The organism is Hyalangium gracile (assembly GCF_020103725.1).
In the GTDB taxonomy this organism is placed as follows: Bacteria; Myxococcota; Myxococcia; order Myxococcales; family Myxococcaceae; genus Hyalangium; species Hyalangium gracile.
Genome location: NZ_JAHXBG010000026.1, coordinates 136,667 through 154,609, shown reverse-complemented (window position 1 = coordinate 154,609; position 17,943 = coordinate 136,667). Strand labels below are relative to the sequence as shown.

The window sequence follows — 17,943 nt, the reverse complement described above, 5'->3', positions numbered from 1 at the left end:
TCAGCGCCACGCGGCAGCTGGCCCAGCAGCTGGGGATGAAGGAGGGGGAAGCGGCGGCCGATGGCACGGTGATACAGGCGGTGGCGGGGCTGCGCAGCCTGGCCAAGAAAGAGGTGCTGGAGGCCGAGGCGCGAGAGGCGCGAGAGGCCGCTGAGGCCGGGGTGAAGCAGCAGGCGCCCCGTGGGCAGCAGGCGGCGCTGGAGAAGAAGGCTCAGCAGGCGCAGAAGGCGGTGCAAATCTCCAGCGAGCGGGCCCAGGAGCGCGCCGCGCGCCAGCAGAGCGCGCCGCAGGTGTCGCGCCAGGAGCCGGAGGCCGTCAACCAGCCGGGCAAGGACGGGCTGTACCGGCTGTCCTACAAGCCCTCGGTGCTGGTGCTCGCCGGGGGGTTGATAGTGGGGCAGGCGGTGGACGCCACCAGCGAGGTGGGCGTGCTCCAAAGTCTGCTGGAGCACAGCCAGCAGGTGGGGGTGTCCGTGCAGTCGCTGGCGCTGGACACCGGCTACTTCCAGCTGCAGGTGCTGCACATGGCCACGCAGCTGCACCTGGACGTGCTCTGCCCCCCGCCGCGCTCGCCCCGCAACGCCCAGGGGGTGCCCGTTACCGGCAAGGGGCTGTTTGCCAAGGGGGCCTTTGGTTACGACGCCCAGGCCGACTGTTACTGGTGCCCGGCAGGCCAGAAGCTGGAGCCGGGGCAGTGGAAGGTGGAAGCCGACACACAGCTGCGCCTGCGCCACTACAGCACCGGCGCCTGCAAGGATTGCCCGCTGCGCGCTCAATGCACCGCCTCGGCCAGCGCGCCTCGCAAAATCGGCCGCTACGAAGGCGAAGAGCTCAAAGAGGTGTTGGCCGACATGAGAAAGCGCGGGAACTGGGTCATCGCTCGACCGGGTTTCCGGGATTGGCGGGCCACCGCACGCCCGCCGCGTCAAGGGCAAGCTCGCTTCGCTCGGCGCCTCCAAGGCGCCCCTATGACTCGTCGGGCGCACGGCGGCTGGGGCTGATCGTCTGGCGCCCGAGGGGCGCCAGGTCAATGTCAAGACCCCGAACCGACCATGACCAGATTTCCGCGCCTTTTGATGACCACCAACAAAGAGGTCATGGCCCAGGTGCTGGAGCAGCCCGCGGCACGCCAACGCTACGCCCGGCGCAGCCACCTGGTGGAGCCGGTGTTCGCCGAACTCAAGGAGCGCCAGGGCCTCAAACGCTTCCACCGCAGAGGCTTGCGCGGCGCACGGCTCGAATTCTCCCTGCACTGCCTGGCCTTCAACCTCAAGCGGGCCGGCCCCGCCGTTGTTGTTGTTTGGCTGGGCTGCCGCTCCCCGTCCGGCGGCGTGCTCTGGCTCGGCCTGCTCGCTATCGGCTTCTTCTAGGCGCCTCCCCCCCCTGCGCCATGGCGCAGGGGATTGGCGTGCCACTGTCTCTCCCGGGCCCTCACGCCGTATTTCGACGGTCTGACAAGCAGACCAGTACGCCGAGCTCTCGCCCGGCAGGCCGCCTTGACATCCGTGCAACCCATGCGGCATCTTGCATGAACAAGCACGAACCCGCATGAGCACGCAAACCCCTGAAGATTCCTCCCCCGCCCTGCTCCCAGAGGAACGGCGGCGCCTCATCCTGGAGCGCCTGGCAACAGAGGGGCGCGTCTTTGCCGCCGATTTATGCCGGTTGTTGCGGGTTTCGGAGGACACCGTCCGCCGGGACTTGCGAGAGCTGGACGAGGCCGGCCAGCTGCGCCGGGTACACGGGGGCGCGCTTCCCCGGGCCCAGGCGACGCTGAGCCACCAGGCCCGCGCGGAGCTGCTGCAGCCGGCGAAGCAGGCCCTGGCCCAGGTGGCAGCCGGGCTGGTCCGCCCCGGCCAGGTGCTCTTCATCGACGGAGGCACCACCACGCTGGAGGTGGCGCGCGTGCTTCCGCGGGATCTGCGCGCCACCGTCATCACCGTGAGCCCGCCCGTAGCCCTGGCGCTGGCCGAGCATCCGGGGCTCGAGGTCCGCCTGGTGGGCGGGCGCCTGCACCCGGAGGCCCTGACGGTGGTCGGCTCCGAGACGGTGGAGGCGCTGCGCCAGGTCCGCGCCGATCTCTGCCTGCTGGGCGTGTGCAGCCTCCACATCGAGGCGGGCATCACCACCAGCTTCGCCGAGGAGGCCGCGGTCAAGCGCGCCATGCTCCAGAGCTCGGCCGAGACGGTGGCGGTCGTCACCGCGGACAAGCTCGGCACGCTCTCGTCCTTCGTGGTGGCGCCCGTCGAGACGCTGGCCACCCTGGTGACCGAGGCCGCGGCGCCCGCCGCCGCGCTGGCGCCCTTCCACAAGCTCCCGCTCCGGATCCTCACCTCATGAACACCACCCTTGCCCTCGACGGCCGCACCGAGCCCTCCGGCCCCGCCGCGCGCATCGCGGTGTCCGCCATCTTCTTCATGAACGGCTTTGCCTTCGCGAGCTGGGTGCCGCACATCCCCACCGTCCAGACTCGGCTGGGGCTGAGCGCGGGCCAGCTGGGCCTGGCGCTCCTGGGAGTGGCCGCGGGGGCGCTGGTGGCCATGCCCGTGGCGGGAGCGCTGGTGGCACGGTGGGGCAGCCGCGGGGTCACGCTCGCGAGCGCGCTGCTGTTCTGCCCGCTGGTGGCGCTGCCCGTGCACGCGCCTGGCCTCCCCTGGCTGGCGGCGGCGCTGCTGCTGCTGGGGGCCGTCAACGGAGCCCTGGATGTGGCCATGAATGCCCACGCCGTCACCGTGGAGCGGAGGCTGGGCCGCACCGTCATGTCCTCCTTCCATGGGCTGTTCAGCCTGGGAGGCCTGGTGGGCTCCGGCAGTTCCATCCTGCTCCTCGCCTGGGGGCTCACGCCCGAGGCGCACATGGCCGGAGCCGGCGCGGTGGGACTGCTCGCCACCCTCCCCGCCTCGCGCCTGCTGCTGCCGGGCTCGGCGGACGTGGGGGGCAACGCGCACGCCTTCGCCCTGCCTCGCGGGCCGGTGCTGTGGCTGGGCCTGGTCTCCTTCTTCGTGCTGATGACGGAGGGGGCGATGGCGGACTGGAGCGCCGTCTACCTGCGCCACTCCCTGCACTCCGAGGCCGTGATGGCAGGCGCGGGCTACGCGGTGTTCTCCATGGCCATGGCCACCGGGCGGCTGACGGGAGATCGGCTGGTCACCACGCTGGGCCCGGAGCGGCTGGTGCGCGCGGGCGGAGTGCTGGCCGCGCTGGGACTGGGAGCCGCCCTGCTCCTGCACCACCCCGTGGCGGCCCTGGTGGGGTTCGGCTGCGTGGGGCTGGGCCTGTCCAACCTCATCCCCGTGCTGTTCAGCGCGGCGGGGCGCCAGCGTGGAAGCGCGGCGGGAGTGGCCATCGCCGCGGTGTCGACGACGGGCTATGGCGGCTTCCTCGCGGGGCCGCCGCTGGTCGGCTTCCTGGCCGACAGCATCGGGCTGCCGGGTGCGCTGGCGCTGCTGGTGCCCGCGCTGGCCATCGTGGCCACGGGCGGCAGGCTCGTGCGCGTGGAACGAGAGCGCTGAGCGGACCGAGCCGCTCGCCTCAGGCCTGGGCGCTCTCGTACTGGATGCGAAGCCCGCGGTGGGTCACGGTGATGAGCGGCCGGCCCATCCAGCCGCAGTGCTTGCAGACGCCGTTCGGACCGGCCGCGGTGACCCGCACCGGCAGATCGGCGCCACAAGTGGGGCACCCCTCGGGGAGGGTGTAGTCGCGCGTTGGCGTGTGCGCTTCAGTCATGTGTTTGAGGTAACGCAGATCCGGACCCGCGCAACGGCGCCAGGCAAGGAGCGACTCGTCCCCATCCCGAGCCCGGAGCGTGGTGTGCCCGGCTGCTCGCTCTCCGAGCAGACGGCACCAGGCCAGCAGCCGGCGGCTCCATGCCAGATGGGAGGAGCGGCTCCACCCTAAGAGGCACCTTCCATTCGCCCTTCCAGCAAGGAGGAGAGGTCCATGATCGCGGCCACCCTGACCGAGCAGCCTGGCATCCTCAAGTCCGCGGCGCTGCTGCCACCGCGGCTGTCCCTGGGCTCCACCATGCTGTTCCACGGGTACAGCAAGCTGACGAAGGAGGGAGTCCAGCAGCACTCCCCCATGTTCGAGCAGATGGGCTTCAAGCCAGGCCGGCCCTGGGTGGTCGCCCTGGGGCTCACCGAGGTGGTCTCCGGAGTGAGCGCCATCCTGGGCGTGGCCACGCGCCTCACCGCGCTGGCGGTGCTCGTGACGCAGGCGGTGGCCATCGGCAAGGTGCATGCCTCCAAGGGCTTCAGCAACCAGGAGGGCGGCTACGAGTTCAACCTGGCCCTGGTGGGCACGGCGCTCACGCTCCTGCTGCGCGGCCCCGGCAGCCTCTCGGTGCACAGCGTCCTGGAGAGCCGCGTGAAGCGCCGCGAGCTGCGCCGCTTCAAGCTGCTGCCCCGCCAGCGCAAGAGCTCCCGGCTGCTGGATCTGCTGGGCTGACGGAGCGCGCCGTCCGGAGCAAAGACAGCTCAAAGCCTCGCATCAATGACAGACACATCGGCTGCCCGGCGCCCTCGCCCTGGCCATGCACTCGGGGAATCCCGAGTGCAAAACTCCACGGGCAGCGAACCCTGTCACATGAAATAATGACGTCATTTTTGTAAACCGGCATTCTGGGCCTGCTGGGGATTTCACGTCCGGAGAATTCCGGTTCCCTCTGGGCGCTGCCGCCCGAGCGCAACTTTGCACGCGTCCCCTCTGGAGTGTTGGAGGGCTCTGAACGCGACAATACAGAGAGTCTCGCAAGCTCTGGTGAGGCCTCTGTCTACAAAGACAGACTCAAAATTCACGCTTGCGATCGCACGCCGAAAGATCGACGCTTTTCGGCAAGCATTTGACGTTGAGTCAATCCACGTCTGCTGGATCGCCACCCCAGAATGCCCCCCACGAAGGTGGCCTCAGTCCCAACCTGGTTCTGCTGTCGGCAAGACATCGAGGGATACGCCAGATGACACTGAAAAACGCTTGGAGCGCGCTGCTACTGGTCGCCACCGTGACGAGCCTGGGCTGTCGCGATGAGGCGGTCGAGTCCTCGCGCGAGCAGTCCCCCGCGAGCGTGCGCACCGCCCACCAGGAGGTCAACAGCACCAACAAGGTGCTCATCCTGGGCACCAGCGTCAGCGGCGGGCTCGACAGCCGCGAGGCCCAGGCGGTGCTCGCCGCGAGCCCCTACACGCAGATCGACGTGGTGACGGCGGCGCAGTGGAAGGCCATGACGGCCGAGCAGTTCATGGCCTACCGCACCCTCATCATCGGCGACGCGGCCTGCCAGAGCGGCACGGCGGCGTTCCAGGCGGCCATCGACAACCGCAACGTCTGGGGCGCCATCGTCGACGGCGACGTCGCCATCATCGCCTCGGACCCGACCCACAACGACACCCACCAGCTGGTCGAGAGCGCCATCAACTTCGTGCTCAACTCCGTGCAGAAGCGCACCGGCATGTACATCGCGCTGGGCTGCGCCTACCAGGACGCGCCGGCCAACACCGTCGTGACGCTGCTGGAGCCGTTCGGCACCTTCAAGGTGCAGGGCGTGCCGGGCTGCGCCGACTCCGCGCACATGCTCCAGATGTACAACGACCTGCTGTCGCGCGACATCTACGATGCGCTGCTCGTCGGTAACGGGTGCGCGGCGCGCTCGGTGTTCACCCAGTACCCGACCCACAACTTCTCCTACGCGGCGCTGGCGATGAGCTCCTCCGGAGAGCCCATGCCCAACCAGCAGCAGTACGACGACGTCGTCGTGGACCCGGGCAACCCGACGCCCTTCATGAGCACCCCCTACGTCATCGTGCGCGGCGCCATGCCCCAGGGGACGGGCTGCGGCTTCCCGGAGACCTCCTCGCTGGAGCAGTGCGACCTGGGTGACGGCCTCAACGGCAGCCCCGCGGTGGCCGGGCAGGAGCCCTCGGAGACCTGCTCGTTCTCCTGCCACCTCAACTGGTGCGGCGACGGCTTCGTGGACCGGGACTTCGGCGAGGAGTGCGACCTGGGCATCAACAACGGCCGCAGCGGCGACTCCGCGGGCACCATCGGCGCGTGCACCTCGTTCTGCAAGATCCCCAACCTGCCGCCGGTCCAGGCCCTGCCGCCGAGCGCGCTCTGCAAGAACGTGGCGGTGACGGCCACGGCCACCTGCGGCGGGGCCGCCAACATCGACAACGGCTCCTATGATCCGGACGGCGACCTGGTGGGCTGCACGCAGAGCCCGGCCGGCCCGTACCCCCTGGGCAGCACGACGGTGACGCTCACCTGCACGGACCAGTCGAGCCGCACGGCCTCGTGCTCGGGCGTGGTGACGGTGGCGGACCAGGGCGTGCCGGTGCTGACGCTCAACGGCCCGGCCAGCCAGGTCCTGGAGTGCTCCCCGGGCAGCGGGTACTCCGACCCGGGCGCCTCCGCGAGCGACGTGTGCGAGGGCTCGCTGCCGGCCAGCCGCATCTCGAGGACCGGCACGGTGAACCTGTCGGTGCCCGGCACCTACCCGCTGAGCTACGTGGCCACCGACTCCGCCGGCAACAAGTCCCCCGCCGTGACGCGGACGGTGACCGTGGCCGACACGCTGGCCCCCAGCCTCGTGCTCAGTGGCCTGGCCAACATGCGGCAGGAGTGCGGCACCGCGTACACCGAGCCGGGCGCCTCGGCCGCCGACCAGTGCTCCGGCAACCTGACGAGCGCGATCCAGAAGACCGGGACGGTGAACACCCTGGCGCCGAGCACCTACGCGCTCCGCTACAACGTCAAGGACGCGAGCGGCCACGCCGCGCCCGAGGTGACCCGCCTCGTCACCGTCTCCGACACCCAGAGCCCCGTGGTGACGGTGAACGGCGCGCTGAGCGTGCAGCTGGAGTGCGGCGCGGGCACCTACGCGGACCCGGGGGCCTCGGCGACGGATGCGTGCGCCGGAGCGCTGCCGGCCGTGCCCAGCACCACGCCCAACCGGGGCGCCCCGGGCACCTACTCCATCCGCTACACCGCCAGGGATCCCTCCGGCAACGTGGGCACCTCCGCCAGCAGCCGCACGGTGACGGTGCGCGACACGCTGCCGCCCTCGCTGACGCTCAACGGCGCGCCCAGCGCGACCCTGGCGTGCAACGCCCCCTACACCGATCCGGGCGCCTCGGCCTCGGATGCCTGCGCCGGCAACCTGACGCCCAGCATCGTCACCACCAGCAACCTCGATACCACCCGCGCCGGCCAGTACACCGTCAGCTACCGCGTGACGGATCCCTCCGGCAACGTGAGCACCGCTACCCGCCAGCTCACCGTGGCCCCCTGCTCCACCTGCACCTCGATCCGCCTGGGTGACTACACCCTGTTCCTGCTCGGGGACTACAACGGCGGCCACGACATGGAGGGCAAGACGGCGGCCGGCGGCAACATCGTCCTGAGCGACTTCTCCATGGGCCACACCCTGCCGGCCAACAACATCTCCAACACCCTGGTGGCCGGCGGCAACCTGAGCCTCAACCGCGGCGGCGTCCACGGCGACGCCTGGTACGGCGGCACCTACAGCACCAACCCCTCGGTCATCTACTCGCGAGGCACCGCCCGGCAGGGCACGCCCATCGACTTCGCGGCCCGGTTCGCCGAGCTGCGCGCGCTGTCGGCCAAGCTGGCCTCCATGCCGGCCAACGGCAGCACCCGGCGCGAGAACTGGGGCGGCGTCATGCTGCGCGGCACCAACACCAACGTGAACGTGTTCGACGTGCAGGCCAGCGCCTTCACCGGCGCCAAGCTCTTCTCCATCGACGCGCCGGCCGGCTCCTTCGTGGTGGTCAACATCCGCGGCGCCTCGGCCACCTTCACGGGCTTCGGCCAGTCGTTCAGCGGGGGCATCAACCAGCAGGGCGTGCTCTTCAACTTCGTGGACACCACCTCCATCACCGCCCACGGCTACGGCTTCTTCGGCACGGTGCTGGCCCCCTACGCCCACGTGAACTTCACCGAGGGCAGCTGGAACGGTGGCCTCTTCGCCCTGTCGCTCACCGGCAACGGCGAGGGCCACCTCGACCCGATGCCGGACCGCGACCTCTGCCCGTAGCCACCCGGGGTGGGGGCCTGCCCGCCCCCACCTCCTCCCCCGGAATGATCGCCCGAGCACGCCGCCAGACTGGGGGACGGGCGCCAGGAGCTCTTCGACGAGCCTCCCGAGCCGCTGGTGAACATGCTGGCACCGGACAACCCGGAGGCCGCCGCTGGAGCACCCGCGGCTCACCGGTCAGTTCATCAGCACCACGCGCACGCAGCCGTCGGTCTTGTGCTTGAACATCTCGTAGGCACGCGGGCCCTCGGAGAGGGGCATGCGGTGCGTGGCGACGATGGACGGATCCAGCTCCCCGCGCTGCACGTACTCCAGGAGCCGATCCAGGTAGCGCTGGGCGTGCATCTGGGCCATCCGGAACGTGAGGCCCTTGTTCATGGCCGCGCCCATGGGGAACTTGTCCACCAGCCCGCCATACACACCGATGACGGAGACGAGGCCTCCCTTGCGGCAGGACTGGATGGCCTCGCGCAGCACGTAGGGGCGCTCCGTCTCCAGCCGCACCGCCTGCTTCACGCGATCATAGGCCCCCTCGAGGCCCACCTCGTGAGCCTCCATGCCCACCGCGTCGATGCAGGCGTCCGGCCCCCGCCCGGCCGTCAGCTCCTTGAGGGCCTCCACCACGTTGACCTTCGTGTAGTCGAGCACCTCCGCGCCGAAGCGCTCCCGCGCCAGCACCAGCCGCTCCGGGAGCCGATCGATGGCGATGACGCGCTCGGCGCCCAGCAGGTAGGCGCTGCGGATGGCGAACAGGCCCACCGCGCCACAGCCCCACACCGCGATGGTGTCTCCGCGCTGGATGTTGCAGAAGTCCGCGGCCATGAAGCCCGTGGGCACCGCGTCCGAGATGAAGAGCGCCTTCTCGTCACTGATGCCGTCGGGGATCTTCCGGGGCCCCACGTCCGCGAAGGGCACCCGGATGTACTCCGCGTGGCTGCCCGCGTAGCCGCCCATCATGTGCGAGTAGCCGAAGATGCCGCAGGGGCACTGGCCCCATAGCTTCTCGGACAGCATCGGGTTGGGGTTGGAGTTGTCGCAGAGCGAGAACTGGCCCTGCCTGCAATGGAAGCAGTTCCCACAGGAGATGACGGAGGGGACGACGACCCGGTCCCCCGTCCGCAGGTTCTTCACCGCGGAGCCCACCTCCACCACCTCGCCCATGAACTCATGGCCGAGGATGTCTCCCTTCTCCATGGACGGGATGTACCCGTCATAGAGGTGCAGGTCCGAGCCACAGATCGTCGTCGCCTTCACCCGGATGATGGCGTCGCGAGGGTTGAGCATGTGGGGATCGGGGACGGTCTCGACACGCACGTCATTGACGCCGTTCCAGCAGATGGCCTTCATGGTGGATTCCTCGTCAGCGGTTGGGAGAGAGCATGCGGCCCACCACCGAGCGGTGGCCGGACGGCTGCGGGGTGATGGTGGCGATCTCTCCCGCCTCCAGGATCTGCTTGAGGCGGCGGAGATCCTCGGAGAGCTGGCGCTTGGGCTCCTCGCCCAGCAGCCGTGCCAGCACCACGCCCAGCCGGCCGCCGGGCGCGTCGTAGCGCAGGAGCACCTCCACCTCCGTGCCCCGGTCTCCCGGCGCGCGGGTGAAGCGGACAGTGCCCGTATGGTGGAGGGAGGAGCCCGGCAGAGTGGCCCAGGACAGCAGCTCTCCCGGACGATCCTCGGTGATACGCGCCTCCCATTCCACGAATCCCCCCGCGGGTGCCTTCACGCGCCAGTGGGTGCGATCCCCCCCCAGGAGGCGCACCTCCTTCACGTGCGTCATGAAGCGCGGCAGGTTCTCCAGGTTGCGCCAGGTGCGGTACACCGCATCGGGCTCCGCCAGGATGGTGATGCGCTGGTGGACCACCGCGCCTGGCTCGCCCTTCACGGCGGTGCTGATGCCGAGCAGCGCGTAGCCCCTGCACTTGCCGGTGAGCCCTCGCTGCACGAGCTCACCTCCCGCCACCAGCAGGGCCAGCCGGCCCGCCAGGCGGCGCTTCAGTCCGAGGGTGATGAGCCCCGCGCCCGCGGCCACCGAGGCCACGCGCTCCCAGGGTCCGACGTTGACTCCCTTGCTCCCCCGCTGGGCCCGAGGCTCCAGCTCCGGCCGGGGCACCTCGGGTGTCGGGATCAGCTCACTCTCGGCGATCGTCATGGCACACGCTCCTCCGCAGCCTGGAGAGCATGTGCATCCGCCGCGCCGTGCCCATTGGACTGGCGGGACAAGGCCGCTGCCCATGATGTGACATCCGCATCATGGGCTCTCGAGCGCTGGCCTCCCGCCCTACGCGCCGAGCACCTGCAGGGCCCGGGCGTAGTACGCGTCGCGCGACGCCTTGCCGTTGTACCCACCGTTCACCCGGTAGGTGATGGCGTCGAAGTTGCCCGCATCCGCGTAGGAGTTCAGGTTGCGGTTGTTCCAGTACCAGGCGGCCGTGCGGAAGCCCACGTCCGGATCCGCCGCGCGCGTCGGGTTGTTCTCCAGATCGATGCCGAGCGCCCGGCCCGCGGCGCGGTAGTTGGCACGGCCCGTCAGCTGGATGGGCCCGCGGCCCTTGAAGCGCACGCCGTCGCCCGGCTGCGTGTTGCCCAGGTCCGTCCGGCCCTCGTACGCCGCGCCGGAGGCGATCTCCTCCATGTAGCGGAACTCGCCGCTCTCGTGCGCCAGCTGCGCCAGGAACGCCGCCTGCCGCCGAGGCGTGTTGATGCCCGCCTCCTGCATGGCCGCGTTCAGGTGCGGCAGCATCTGCTGCGCCCGCGACTCGCTCAGGTTCGGCATGATGGCGCGCAGCTGCTGCATGGACACGCCGCCCGCGGAGCCCGGCTCGTTGCCCGGCCCCGTCACCGGCCCCGGCCCCGTGGGGCCCGAGGGCCCGGAGCCTCCACCCGCCACGCGCGTCAGCGCCTCTCGCGTCAGCGGCCCGTAATAGCCGGTGTTCGGCACGCCGTGGTCGGCCTGGAAGCGCTTGAGCGAGGACTCCGTCTGCGGGCCGAAGGTGCCCGGGCCCGTGTCCATCTGCGCCTGCGTCATGTAGCCCAGGCTCACCAGCGCCGTCTGGAGCTGCTTCACTCCCTCACCCTGGTTGCCGCGCTGCAGATCGCCCTGCGGGACGCTGAAGCGCGGGGCGCTCGCCTCACGGCTCAGCGCGCCACGGGTCTGCGGACCGTAGACGCCGTCCGCCGCCAGGCCTCGATCGCCCTGGTAGCGCTTGAGCGAGGCCTCCGTCTGAGGACCGAAGGTGCCCGGGCCCGTGTCCATCTGCGCCTGCGTCATGTACCCCAGGTTCACCAGCGCGGACTGGAGCTGCCGCACGTCCTCGCCCTGGCTGCCGCGCCGCAGATCGCTCTGCGGGACGCTGAAGCGCGCCGCGGCCGTGGGCGATGCGGGCGCGGAGGGCGCGGGCTGGGAGGTCGGCGCGGAGGGCGCGGAGGGCGCGGACGGCGCGGGCTGTGACGGGCCCTGCGAGGCCGTGCCGCGGTCGTTCACGAAGTACTGCACGTTCGCGTTCCCGAAGGAGTCGCGCACGTGGCCGTCATTGAAGTTGCTCGAGCCGGCCTGGGCGATCGCCGGGCCGCGCTCCGTCACCTCTCCGGGGCGCACCACCGCGATGTGGCCGATGCCGCCCGGGTTGTTCCAGCTGGCCACCGTCGGGTGCCCCTGGTTGGCCAGCGCCTGCGCCTCCTGCGCGCTCACCTGGCGCCAGCCGTGGTTGCGGCCCTGGTTGTTCAGCCACTGGTTGGTGGCGTTGGCGTCCAGCTCGCGGCCCTGGCCCACGCCCGTGGGGTTGCCCGCGCCGTCCACCCAGTGCGGGATCTCCGCGCCCATCGCCTTCGTCACGTCCCACGCGAAGATGTTGCAGTAGGTGTTCCCCTCCCGCCGCTGGTAGCGCGGGTTGCTGCCCACCGCGAACTGATCGATGACGTCCGCGTACGTGGCCGCGTTGCGGTTAGACGGGCTGCCCTGCAGCGGAGCGTTCACCGGGAGCCACGCCCGCGTCTCGGTGGTGCCGGACGCCGCGCGGTTGCCATCGAACTGCCCCTCGGCCGCGGAGGGGATGCCGCCCGGAGCCCGAGCCTGCGCCGGGCTCGACTGGAAGCCGTCACCCGACTGAGGCCCGGACGCGGGCCGGGGCTGCGCGTCGAACCCGTCAGGGATCGTCAGCTGACGGCCCGTGACGATCAGGTTCGGGTTCTGGATGTTGTTCGCCTTGGCGATCGCGTCGACCGTCGAGTTGTAGCGGCGCGCGATGCTGCTCAGCGTCTCTCCCGAGCTGATGGTGTGGACCGTCACGACTGCTCCTCAGAAATTGGGAAACAAATCCGTTCGAACGGAATTGTCGGACACCCCCTGCCTGGAGTTGCGTTGCGGCCCCTGGGTCGAGACGACCCCCACGGGCTGACCCTCCCAGCCACTCCGAGGCGCCGATACACTGAGAGCAGTTCCATCACACGGCGAGATGAACGCAGGCGCGGACCGTGCCCCCGAGGGACATGCATGACAGCGATGGTTCATCCCGAGCGGCTGGAGCCGAGGGCTCCCCCTGCTCCTTCTTCCTGAGCCGAGGGCCCCGACATGGCGGAGATCCCCGGCTACAAGCTCCTGAGGCTGCTCCAGACGACGAGCAGCCACCTGCTGTTTCGCGCGGTGCGCGAGGCGGATCAACGGACCGTCATCGTCAAGACGCCGCGCACGGAGCACGCGGGGCCCCGAGAGCGTGCCCGCTACGAGCGGGAGCACCGGGTGCTACAGCGCCTGCAGGGCACGCCCGGCGTTCCCAGCGTCCTGGGCTACGAGGTGATCAAGGAGAGCCCAGTCCTGGTGCAGGAGGACGTGGGGGGCCTGGCGCTGTCGGAGCTGCAGGAGCAGCCGCTGGAGGCCTCGCGCCTCCTGTCGTTGCTCCTGCCGATGCTGGACACCCTGGCGGAGGTGCACCGCCGCGGCGTCATCCACAAGGACATCACCCCCTCCAGCATCCTGCTCTCGGAGGACGGGCGGGTGTGGCTCGTCGACTTTGGCCTGGCCACGCTGCAGCAGGTGGAGCACGTGGAGGCGGCTCCCGCCGCGCTCGCCGAAGGCACGCTGGCCTACATGTCCCCGGAGCAGTCCGGGAGAATGAACCGCGCGGTGGACTACCGCACGGACTTCTACTCGCTGGGCGTCACCCTCTACCAGCTGCTCACCGGACAGCTGCCCTTCGAGGGCCGGGACGCGCTGGAGTGGATCCACGCGCACATCGCGCGCAAGCCCGTCCCCCCGCACCTGCGGATGGACTCGGTGCCGCCCATGCTCTCGGCGGTGGTGCTCAAGCTGCTGGCCAAGCCCGCCGAGGAGCGCTACCAGAGCGCCGAGGGGCTGAAGGCGGATCTCGAGCGCTGCCAGGAGGGGCTGCGGCGCGGCCAGCTCGAGGAGTTTCCCCTGGGCCAGCGGGACTTCCCTCGGCGCTTCCAGCTCCCCCAGAAGCTCTACGGCCGCGAGGCCGAGATCGAGGCCCTGCGGGACGCGTTCGAGCGGGTGGTGAGAGCGGAGCACCCCGAGTGGCTCCTGGTGAGCGGCTACTCGGGCATCGGCAAGTCCTCCGTCGTCAACGAGCTGCACCGGCCCGTGTTGCAGCGCCGAGGCTTCTTCGTCAGCGGCAAGTTCGGCCAGCTCCAGCGGGACGTGCCCTACGACACCCTGGCCCAGGCCCTGCGAGCGCTGGTGCGGCAGGTGCTGGCCGGCAGCACCGAGGAGGTGGAGGCCTGGCGCCACCGCCTGCTGGAGGCCTTCGAGGGCCAGGGGCAGGTGCTGGTGGAGCTGGTGCCGCCGCTGGAGCAGGTGGTGGGCCCGCAGCCTCCCGTGCCCGAGCTGCCGCCCACGGAGACGCGCAACCGCTTCACCCGCCTCTTCCAGCGCCTGCTGGGCGTGTTCTCCACCGCCGAGCGCCCGCTGGTGCTCTTCCTGGATGATCTGCAGTGGGCGGACCCCGCCAGCCTCAAGCTGCTGCAGCACCTCATCCTCCACCCGGACACGCCGCCCCACCTGCTGATCGGCGCCTACCGGGACAACGAGGTGAGCGCCTCGCATCCGCTGGCGCAGACCGTGGAGGAGGTTCGCAAGGCGGGAGGCCGGCTCACGGACCTGCGCCTGGGGCCGCTCTCGCTCTCGCAGACGCGGCAGCTGGTGTCCGAGGCCCTGCCCGGCGCCGCCCCCGCGCTCGTGGAGCCGCTCGCGGGGCTGCTGCAGGAGAAGACGGGCGGCAATCCCTTCTTCCTCCTCCAGCTCTTCCAGACGCTCGCCCAGGAGGGGCTGGTGGCCCGAGGGCCCCAGGGAGAGTGGCGCTGGGACGCGGAGGCCGTGCGGGCCCGGGGCTACTCCGACAACGTGGTGGACTTCATGGCCGGCCGGCTGCGGCAGCTGTCCGTGGAGGCCCAGGAGATCCTCCGCCTGGCCGCGTGCGTGGGCAGTGCCTTCGGCCTGGAGACGCTGGCCCTCGTCTCCCGCCAGGATGTGCTCGAGGTGGAGCGCCGCCTCGAGCCGGTGCTCCAGGAAGGGCTGCTGGTGCAGACGGCGCCCCAGCACTACCGCTTCCTGCACGACCGCATCCAGCAGGCCGCCTACTCCGTCATCCCCGAGAACGAGCGGCGGGCCATCCACCTGGAGCTGGGCCGCCTGCTGTGGGCTCGGCTCTCGCCGGAGCAGCTGCACGAGCAGCTCTTCGACGTGGTGGGGCACCTCAACGCGGGCGCGGCGATGCTGGAGGATCCGGAGGAGCGCTCCCGGCTGGCGCGGCTGAACGCCGACGCGGGGCAGCGCGCCAAGGCCTCCACGGCCCACCGGTCGGCCATCGGCTTCTTCACCATGGCCTTCCAGCTGCTCCCGGGCGATCCGTGGCGGAGCGATCCGGAGCTGGCCTTCTCGCTGCGCCTGGAGCAGGCCCGCAGCGAGTCCGCGAGCGGCAACCTCGCCGAGGCCCGGCGTCTCATCGAGGAGCTGCTCCCCCGGGCGCCCACGCCCCAGCACCTGGCGGCGGCCAGCAAGCTCAAGACGGAGCTGTTGCTGGCCACGGGCCAGGCGCGGGCCGCCACCGCCTGCCTGCTCAAGTGCCTGGAGCGCTTCGGGGTGTACATCCCCGCGGCGCCTACGTGGGAGGAGGCCGTCGCCGCCCGCCAGGAGGTGGAGGCCATGCTGGGGGATCGGCCCATCGAGAGCCTCCTGGAGCTGCCCCCGCTGACGGACCCGGAGATGAAGACGGTGGTGGACGTGCTGGTGGCGCTCATCAGCCCCGCCTTCTTCACCCACGAGAACCTGCTGGCCCTGCAGCTGTGCCAGCTGGTGTCCCTGACGCTGCGCCACGGCAACACCGCCGCGAGCGCGCTCGGCTATGCCTGGTATGGCCTGGTGACGGGCAGCCGGTTCGGGGACTACCGCCGGGGGTACGAGTTCGGCCGGCTCGCGCGCGCGATGCTGGAGCGCTACCCGGGCCCCACCTATCGGGCGCGAGTGCTCTTCATCCTGGGACAGATGAGCGCGTGGGTGCTCCCGCTCCCGGTGGCGCGGGAGCTCTACCAGGAGTCCTTCCAGACCGCCGTCCAGGGCAGTGACTTCCAGACCGCGAACTTCTGCTGCGTGATGCTGGGGACGCTGCCCATCTTCACGGGCGCCGAGCTGGCCCAGGTGGAGCAGGCGGCGGCCTCGGCGAAGGACTTTCCGCGCAAGGTCAACTTCCAGTCCGGGCAGGACTTCATCCAGATCCTCCAGTGCTTCGTCCAGCAGATGCGAGGGCTCAACGAGTCATTCAGCTCGCTGAGCGGGGAGGGCTGCCCCGAGAAGTACTTCGAGAGCCCGAAGAGCACCAACCTGGCACCCCAGGACTGCTGGTACGCCATCACGAAGCTTCGGTCCCGCTACATGTGCGGCGCCTACGAGGAGGCGCGCCAGGCCGCGGAGCAGGTCCGGCCGCTGCTGTGGGCGCTGCTCGGGCGCATCCACGTGCTCGACTACCACCAGTACCGGGCGCTGGCGCTGGCGGCGTGCTACCGGGAGGCCCCGGTGCTGCGGCAGGCGGAGTACCTGGAGCACATCCAGCAGCACCAGGCGCAGCTGGCGCAGTGGGCTGGGAACTGTCCGGAGACGTTCCGCTCCTCCGAGCGAATGGTCACCGCGGAGCTGGAGCGCCTGCGCGGCAGGGCCCAGGAGGCCATGCAGGCCTACGAGGACGCGATCCAGGCGGCCCGCGCGCATGGCCTCATCCAGAACGTGGCCCTCGCCAGCGAGCTGGCCGCGCGCTTCTGGAAGGAGCGGGGCTACCCCACCATCGCCACGTCCTATGCCCGCCAGGCGCGCGAGGCCTACGGGCAGTGGGGCGCCGAGGGCAAGGTGCGCCACCTGGACGAGCAGTGGCCGCACCTGGCGGAGCTGCCCACGGGCCGCCAGCACCTCTCCTATGACACGGGCCCCGGCCAGCTGGACGCGCTCAGCCTCGTGAAGGCCCAGCAGGCCATCTCCAGCGAGATCAACCTGGACAGGCTGGTGGCCACCCTCGTCCGCATGGCGCTGCAGAGCGCCGGGGCGCGGCGCGGCGCCCTCATCCTCTCGCATGGCGAGGAGCTGGTGGTGAAGTCCCTGGTGGATGCCTCCGGCCGGGAGATCTGGACCGGCTCGGGGCCGCCCACGGTGGACGAGCTGCCCTGGACGGTGCTCGCGTACGTGAACCGCACCGGCGAGCACGTCCTCGTCGACGACACCTCCAGGTCCCACCCGTTCTCCTCCGATCGCTTCTTCGCCCAGAGCAGGGCGCGCTCCCTGCTGTGCCTGCCGTTGCGGAACAAGCAGACGGTGCACGGGCTGCTTTACCTGGAGAACTCGCTCACCACGGGCGCCTTCAGCCCTGGCCGCATCGCCCTGCTGCAGCACCTGGCCTCGCACGCCGTCATCTCGCTGGAGAACGCGCGGCTCTACGCGGAGGTGCAGCAGGCCGAGGCGGCGCTGCGCCGGGCCAACGAGGCGCTGGAGGAGCGCGTGGAGGAGCGCACGCGCGAGCTGAAGCAGGCCCAGGCGCAGCTGGTGGAGACGGCGCGCCTGGCGGGCATGGCCGAGGTGGCCTCCAACATGCTGCACGAGGTGGGCAACACGCTGACGAGCCTCGTGGTGGCCACCGAGCAGCTGGGCAGCGAGGTGGCGGACTCCCGCGTGGACCGCGTCGCGCAGCTGGCCGCCCTGCTGGAGGAGCACCACGCGCACCTGGCGGACTTCCTCACCCAGGATCCTCGTGGCGCCCAGGTGGTGCCCTACCTCTCGAGGCTCGCGAGCAAGCTGAAGCAGGAGCGGGCGTCCTTCCAGGAGAGCATCCAGGAGATGTCGCGCAACGTCGAGCGGGTGCGGGACATCGTCCGCCTGCAGCAGACCCACGCCCGGTCCACGCTGCTGCTGGAGGAGTGCAGCCTGGCCGACGTGGTGGAAGAGGCGCTGCGGCTGCAGCTGGGCCCCCTGCAGCAGACGGGGGTGCGGGTGGTGAAGGAGCTGGAGCCGCTGCCCCGGCTGAAGGTGGACCGGCACCGGCTGCTGCAGATCCTCCTCAACCTGCTGAGCAACGCGCGGCAGGCCCTGGAGTCGTCCGCGCCGCGGGAGCGCCTGCTGAAGCTGCGCCTGCGGAAGGACGAGGAGTGGGTCTACATCCAGGTCCACGACAACGGCCAGGGTATGACGCCCGAGACGCGCAGCCGGCTCTTCAACCACGGGTTCACCACGCGCAAGCACGGCCACGGGCTGGGCCTGCACTCCAGCGCGCTGGCGGCGCAGCTGATGGGCGGACAGCTCACGCTGGAGAGCCCCGGGTTGGACCAGGGCGCCACCGCCACCCTCACGCTCCCCATGTCGGGGCCCGAGAAGCTCCTGGCACAGGCCTGAAGGGCGCGAGCTC

General features: G+C 70.7%; 11 protein-coding genes. 7 read left to right on the top strand and 4 right to left on the bottom strand.

All coding sequences use genetic code 11. The features are described 5' to 3' along the window. From KY572_RS37620 to KY572_RS37605, 4 genes are all read left to right on the top strand, one after another. Positions 1–1,001 (top strand): transposase (locus KY572_RS37620; protein WP_224248544.1); only part of this gene is annotated, 1,001 nt, incomplete at its 5' end. A 51-nt stretch (positions 1,002–1,052) separates the two neighbouring features. Next, on the top strand, positions 1,053–1,370 hold the full coding sequence (locus tag KY572_RS37615; RefSeq protein ID WP_224248543.1) for a transposase: 318 nt from the start codon (positions 1,053–1,055) through the stop codon (positions 1,368–1,370). 178 nt (positions 1,371–1,548) lie between these two features. After that, complete coding sequence (locus KY572_RS37610) at positions 1,549–2,340, top strand: DeoR/GlpR family DNA-binding transcription regulator (RefSeq protein ID WP_224248542.1); 792 nt, start codon at positions 1,549–1,551, stop codon at positions 2,338–2,340. Beyond that, positions 2,337–3,512 carry an MFS transporter gene (locus KY572_RS37605; RefSeq protein ID WP_224248541.1) on the top strand — a complete coding sequence of 392 codons (1,176 nt, stop codon included), beginning with the start codon at positions 2,337–2,339 and terminating at the stop codon, positions 3,510–3,512. The genes KY572_RS37610 and KY572_RS37605 overlap by 4 nt, the downstream gene beginning before the upstream one ends. 19 nt (positions 3,513–3,531) lie before the next feature. Here KY572_RS37605 and KY572_RS37600 read toward each other — a convergent pair whose 3' ends face one another. Continuing rightward, positions 3,532–3,726, bottom strand: a complete 195-nt coding sequence (locus KY572_RS37600; RefSeq protein ID WP_224248540.1) for a hypothetical protein — start codon at positions 3,724–3,726, stop codon at positions 3,532–3,534. A gap of 213 nt (positions 3,727–3,939) precedes the next feature. On the opposite strand from KY572_RS37600, the gene KY572_RS37595 reads away from it, so the two are divergent. Together KY572_RS37595 and KY572_RS37590 are read left to right on the top strand one after the other, a co-directional pair. After that, positions 3,940–4,446: a DoxX family protein gene (locus tag KY572_RS37595; protein ID WP_224248539.1), complete on the top strand. Its 507-nt coding sequence runs from the start codon at positions 3,940–3,942 to the stop codon at positions 4,444–4,446. 508 nt (positions 4,447–4,954) lie between these two features. Further along, positions 4,955–8,050: a choice-of-anchor A family protein gene (locus KY572_RS37590; protein ID WP_224248538.1), complete on the top strand. Its 3,096-nt coding sequence runs from the start codon at positions 4,955–4,957 to the stop codon at positions 8,048–8,050. A gap of 177 nt (positions 8,051–8,227) precedes the next feature. Here KY572_RS37590 and KY572_RS37585 read toward each other — a convergent pair whose 3' ends face one another. The 3 genes from KY572_RS37585 to KY572_RS37575 all read right to left on the bottom strand — a co-directional run bounded on the left by KY572_RS37585 (position 8,228) and on the right by KY572_RS37575 (position 12,335). Next, positions 8,228–9,397, bottom strand: a complete 1,170-nt coding sequence (locus KY572_RS37585; RefSeq protein ID WP_224248537.1) for a zinc-dependent alcohol dehydrogenase — start codon at positions 9,395–9,397, stop codon at positions 8,228–8,230. Positions 9,398–9,410: 13 nt separating this feature from the next. Continuing rightward, the gene (locus KY572_RS37580; RefSeq protein WP_224248536.1) at positions 9,411–10,199 is read right to left on the bottom strand and encodes an SRPBCC family protein; all 789 of its coding nucleotides are present in this window, start codon (positions 10,197–10,199) and stop codon (positions 9,411–9,413) included. 129 nt (positions 10,200–10,328) lie between these two features. Continuing rightward, the gene (locus tag KY572_RS37575) at positions 10,329–12,335 is read right to left on the bottom strand and encodes a peptidoglycan-binding protein (RefSeq protein WP_224248535.1); all 2,007 of its coding nucleotides are present in this window, start codon (positions 12,333–12,335) and stop codon (positions 10,329–10,331) included. Positions 12,336–12,617: 282 nt separating this feature from the next. On the opposite strand from KY572_RS37575, the gene KY572_RS37570 reads away from it, so the two are divergent. Continuing rightward, positions 12,618–17,930 carry a trifunctional serine/threonine-protein kinase/ATP-binding protein/sensor histidine kinase gene (locus KY572_RS37570; protein WP_224248534.1) on the top strand — a complete coding sequence of 1,771 codons (5,313 nt, stop codon included), beginning with the start codon at positions 12,618–12,620 and terminating at the stop codon, positions 17,928–17,930. Positions 17,931–17,943: the final 13 nt, after the last annotated feature.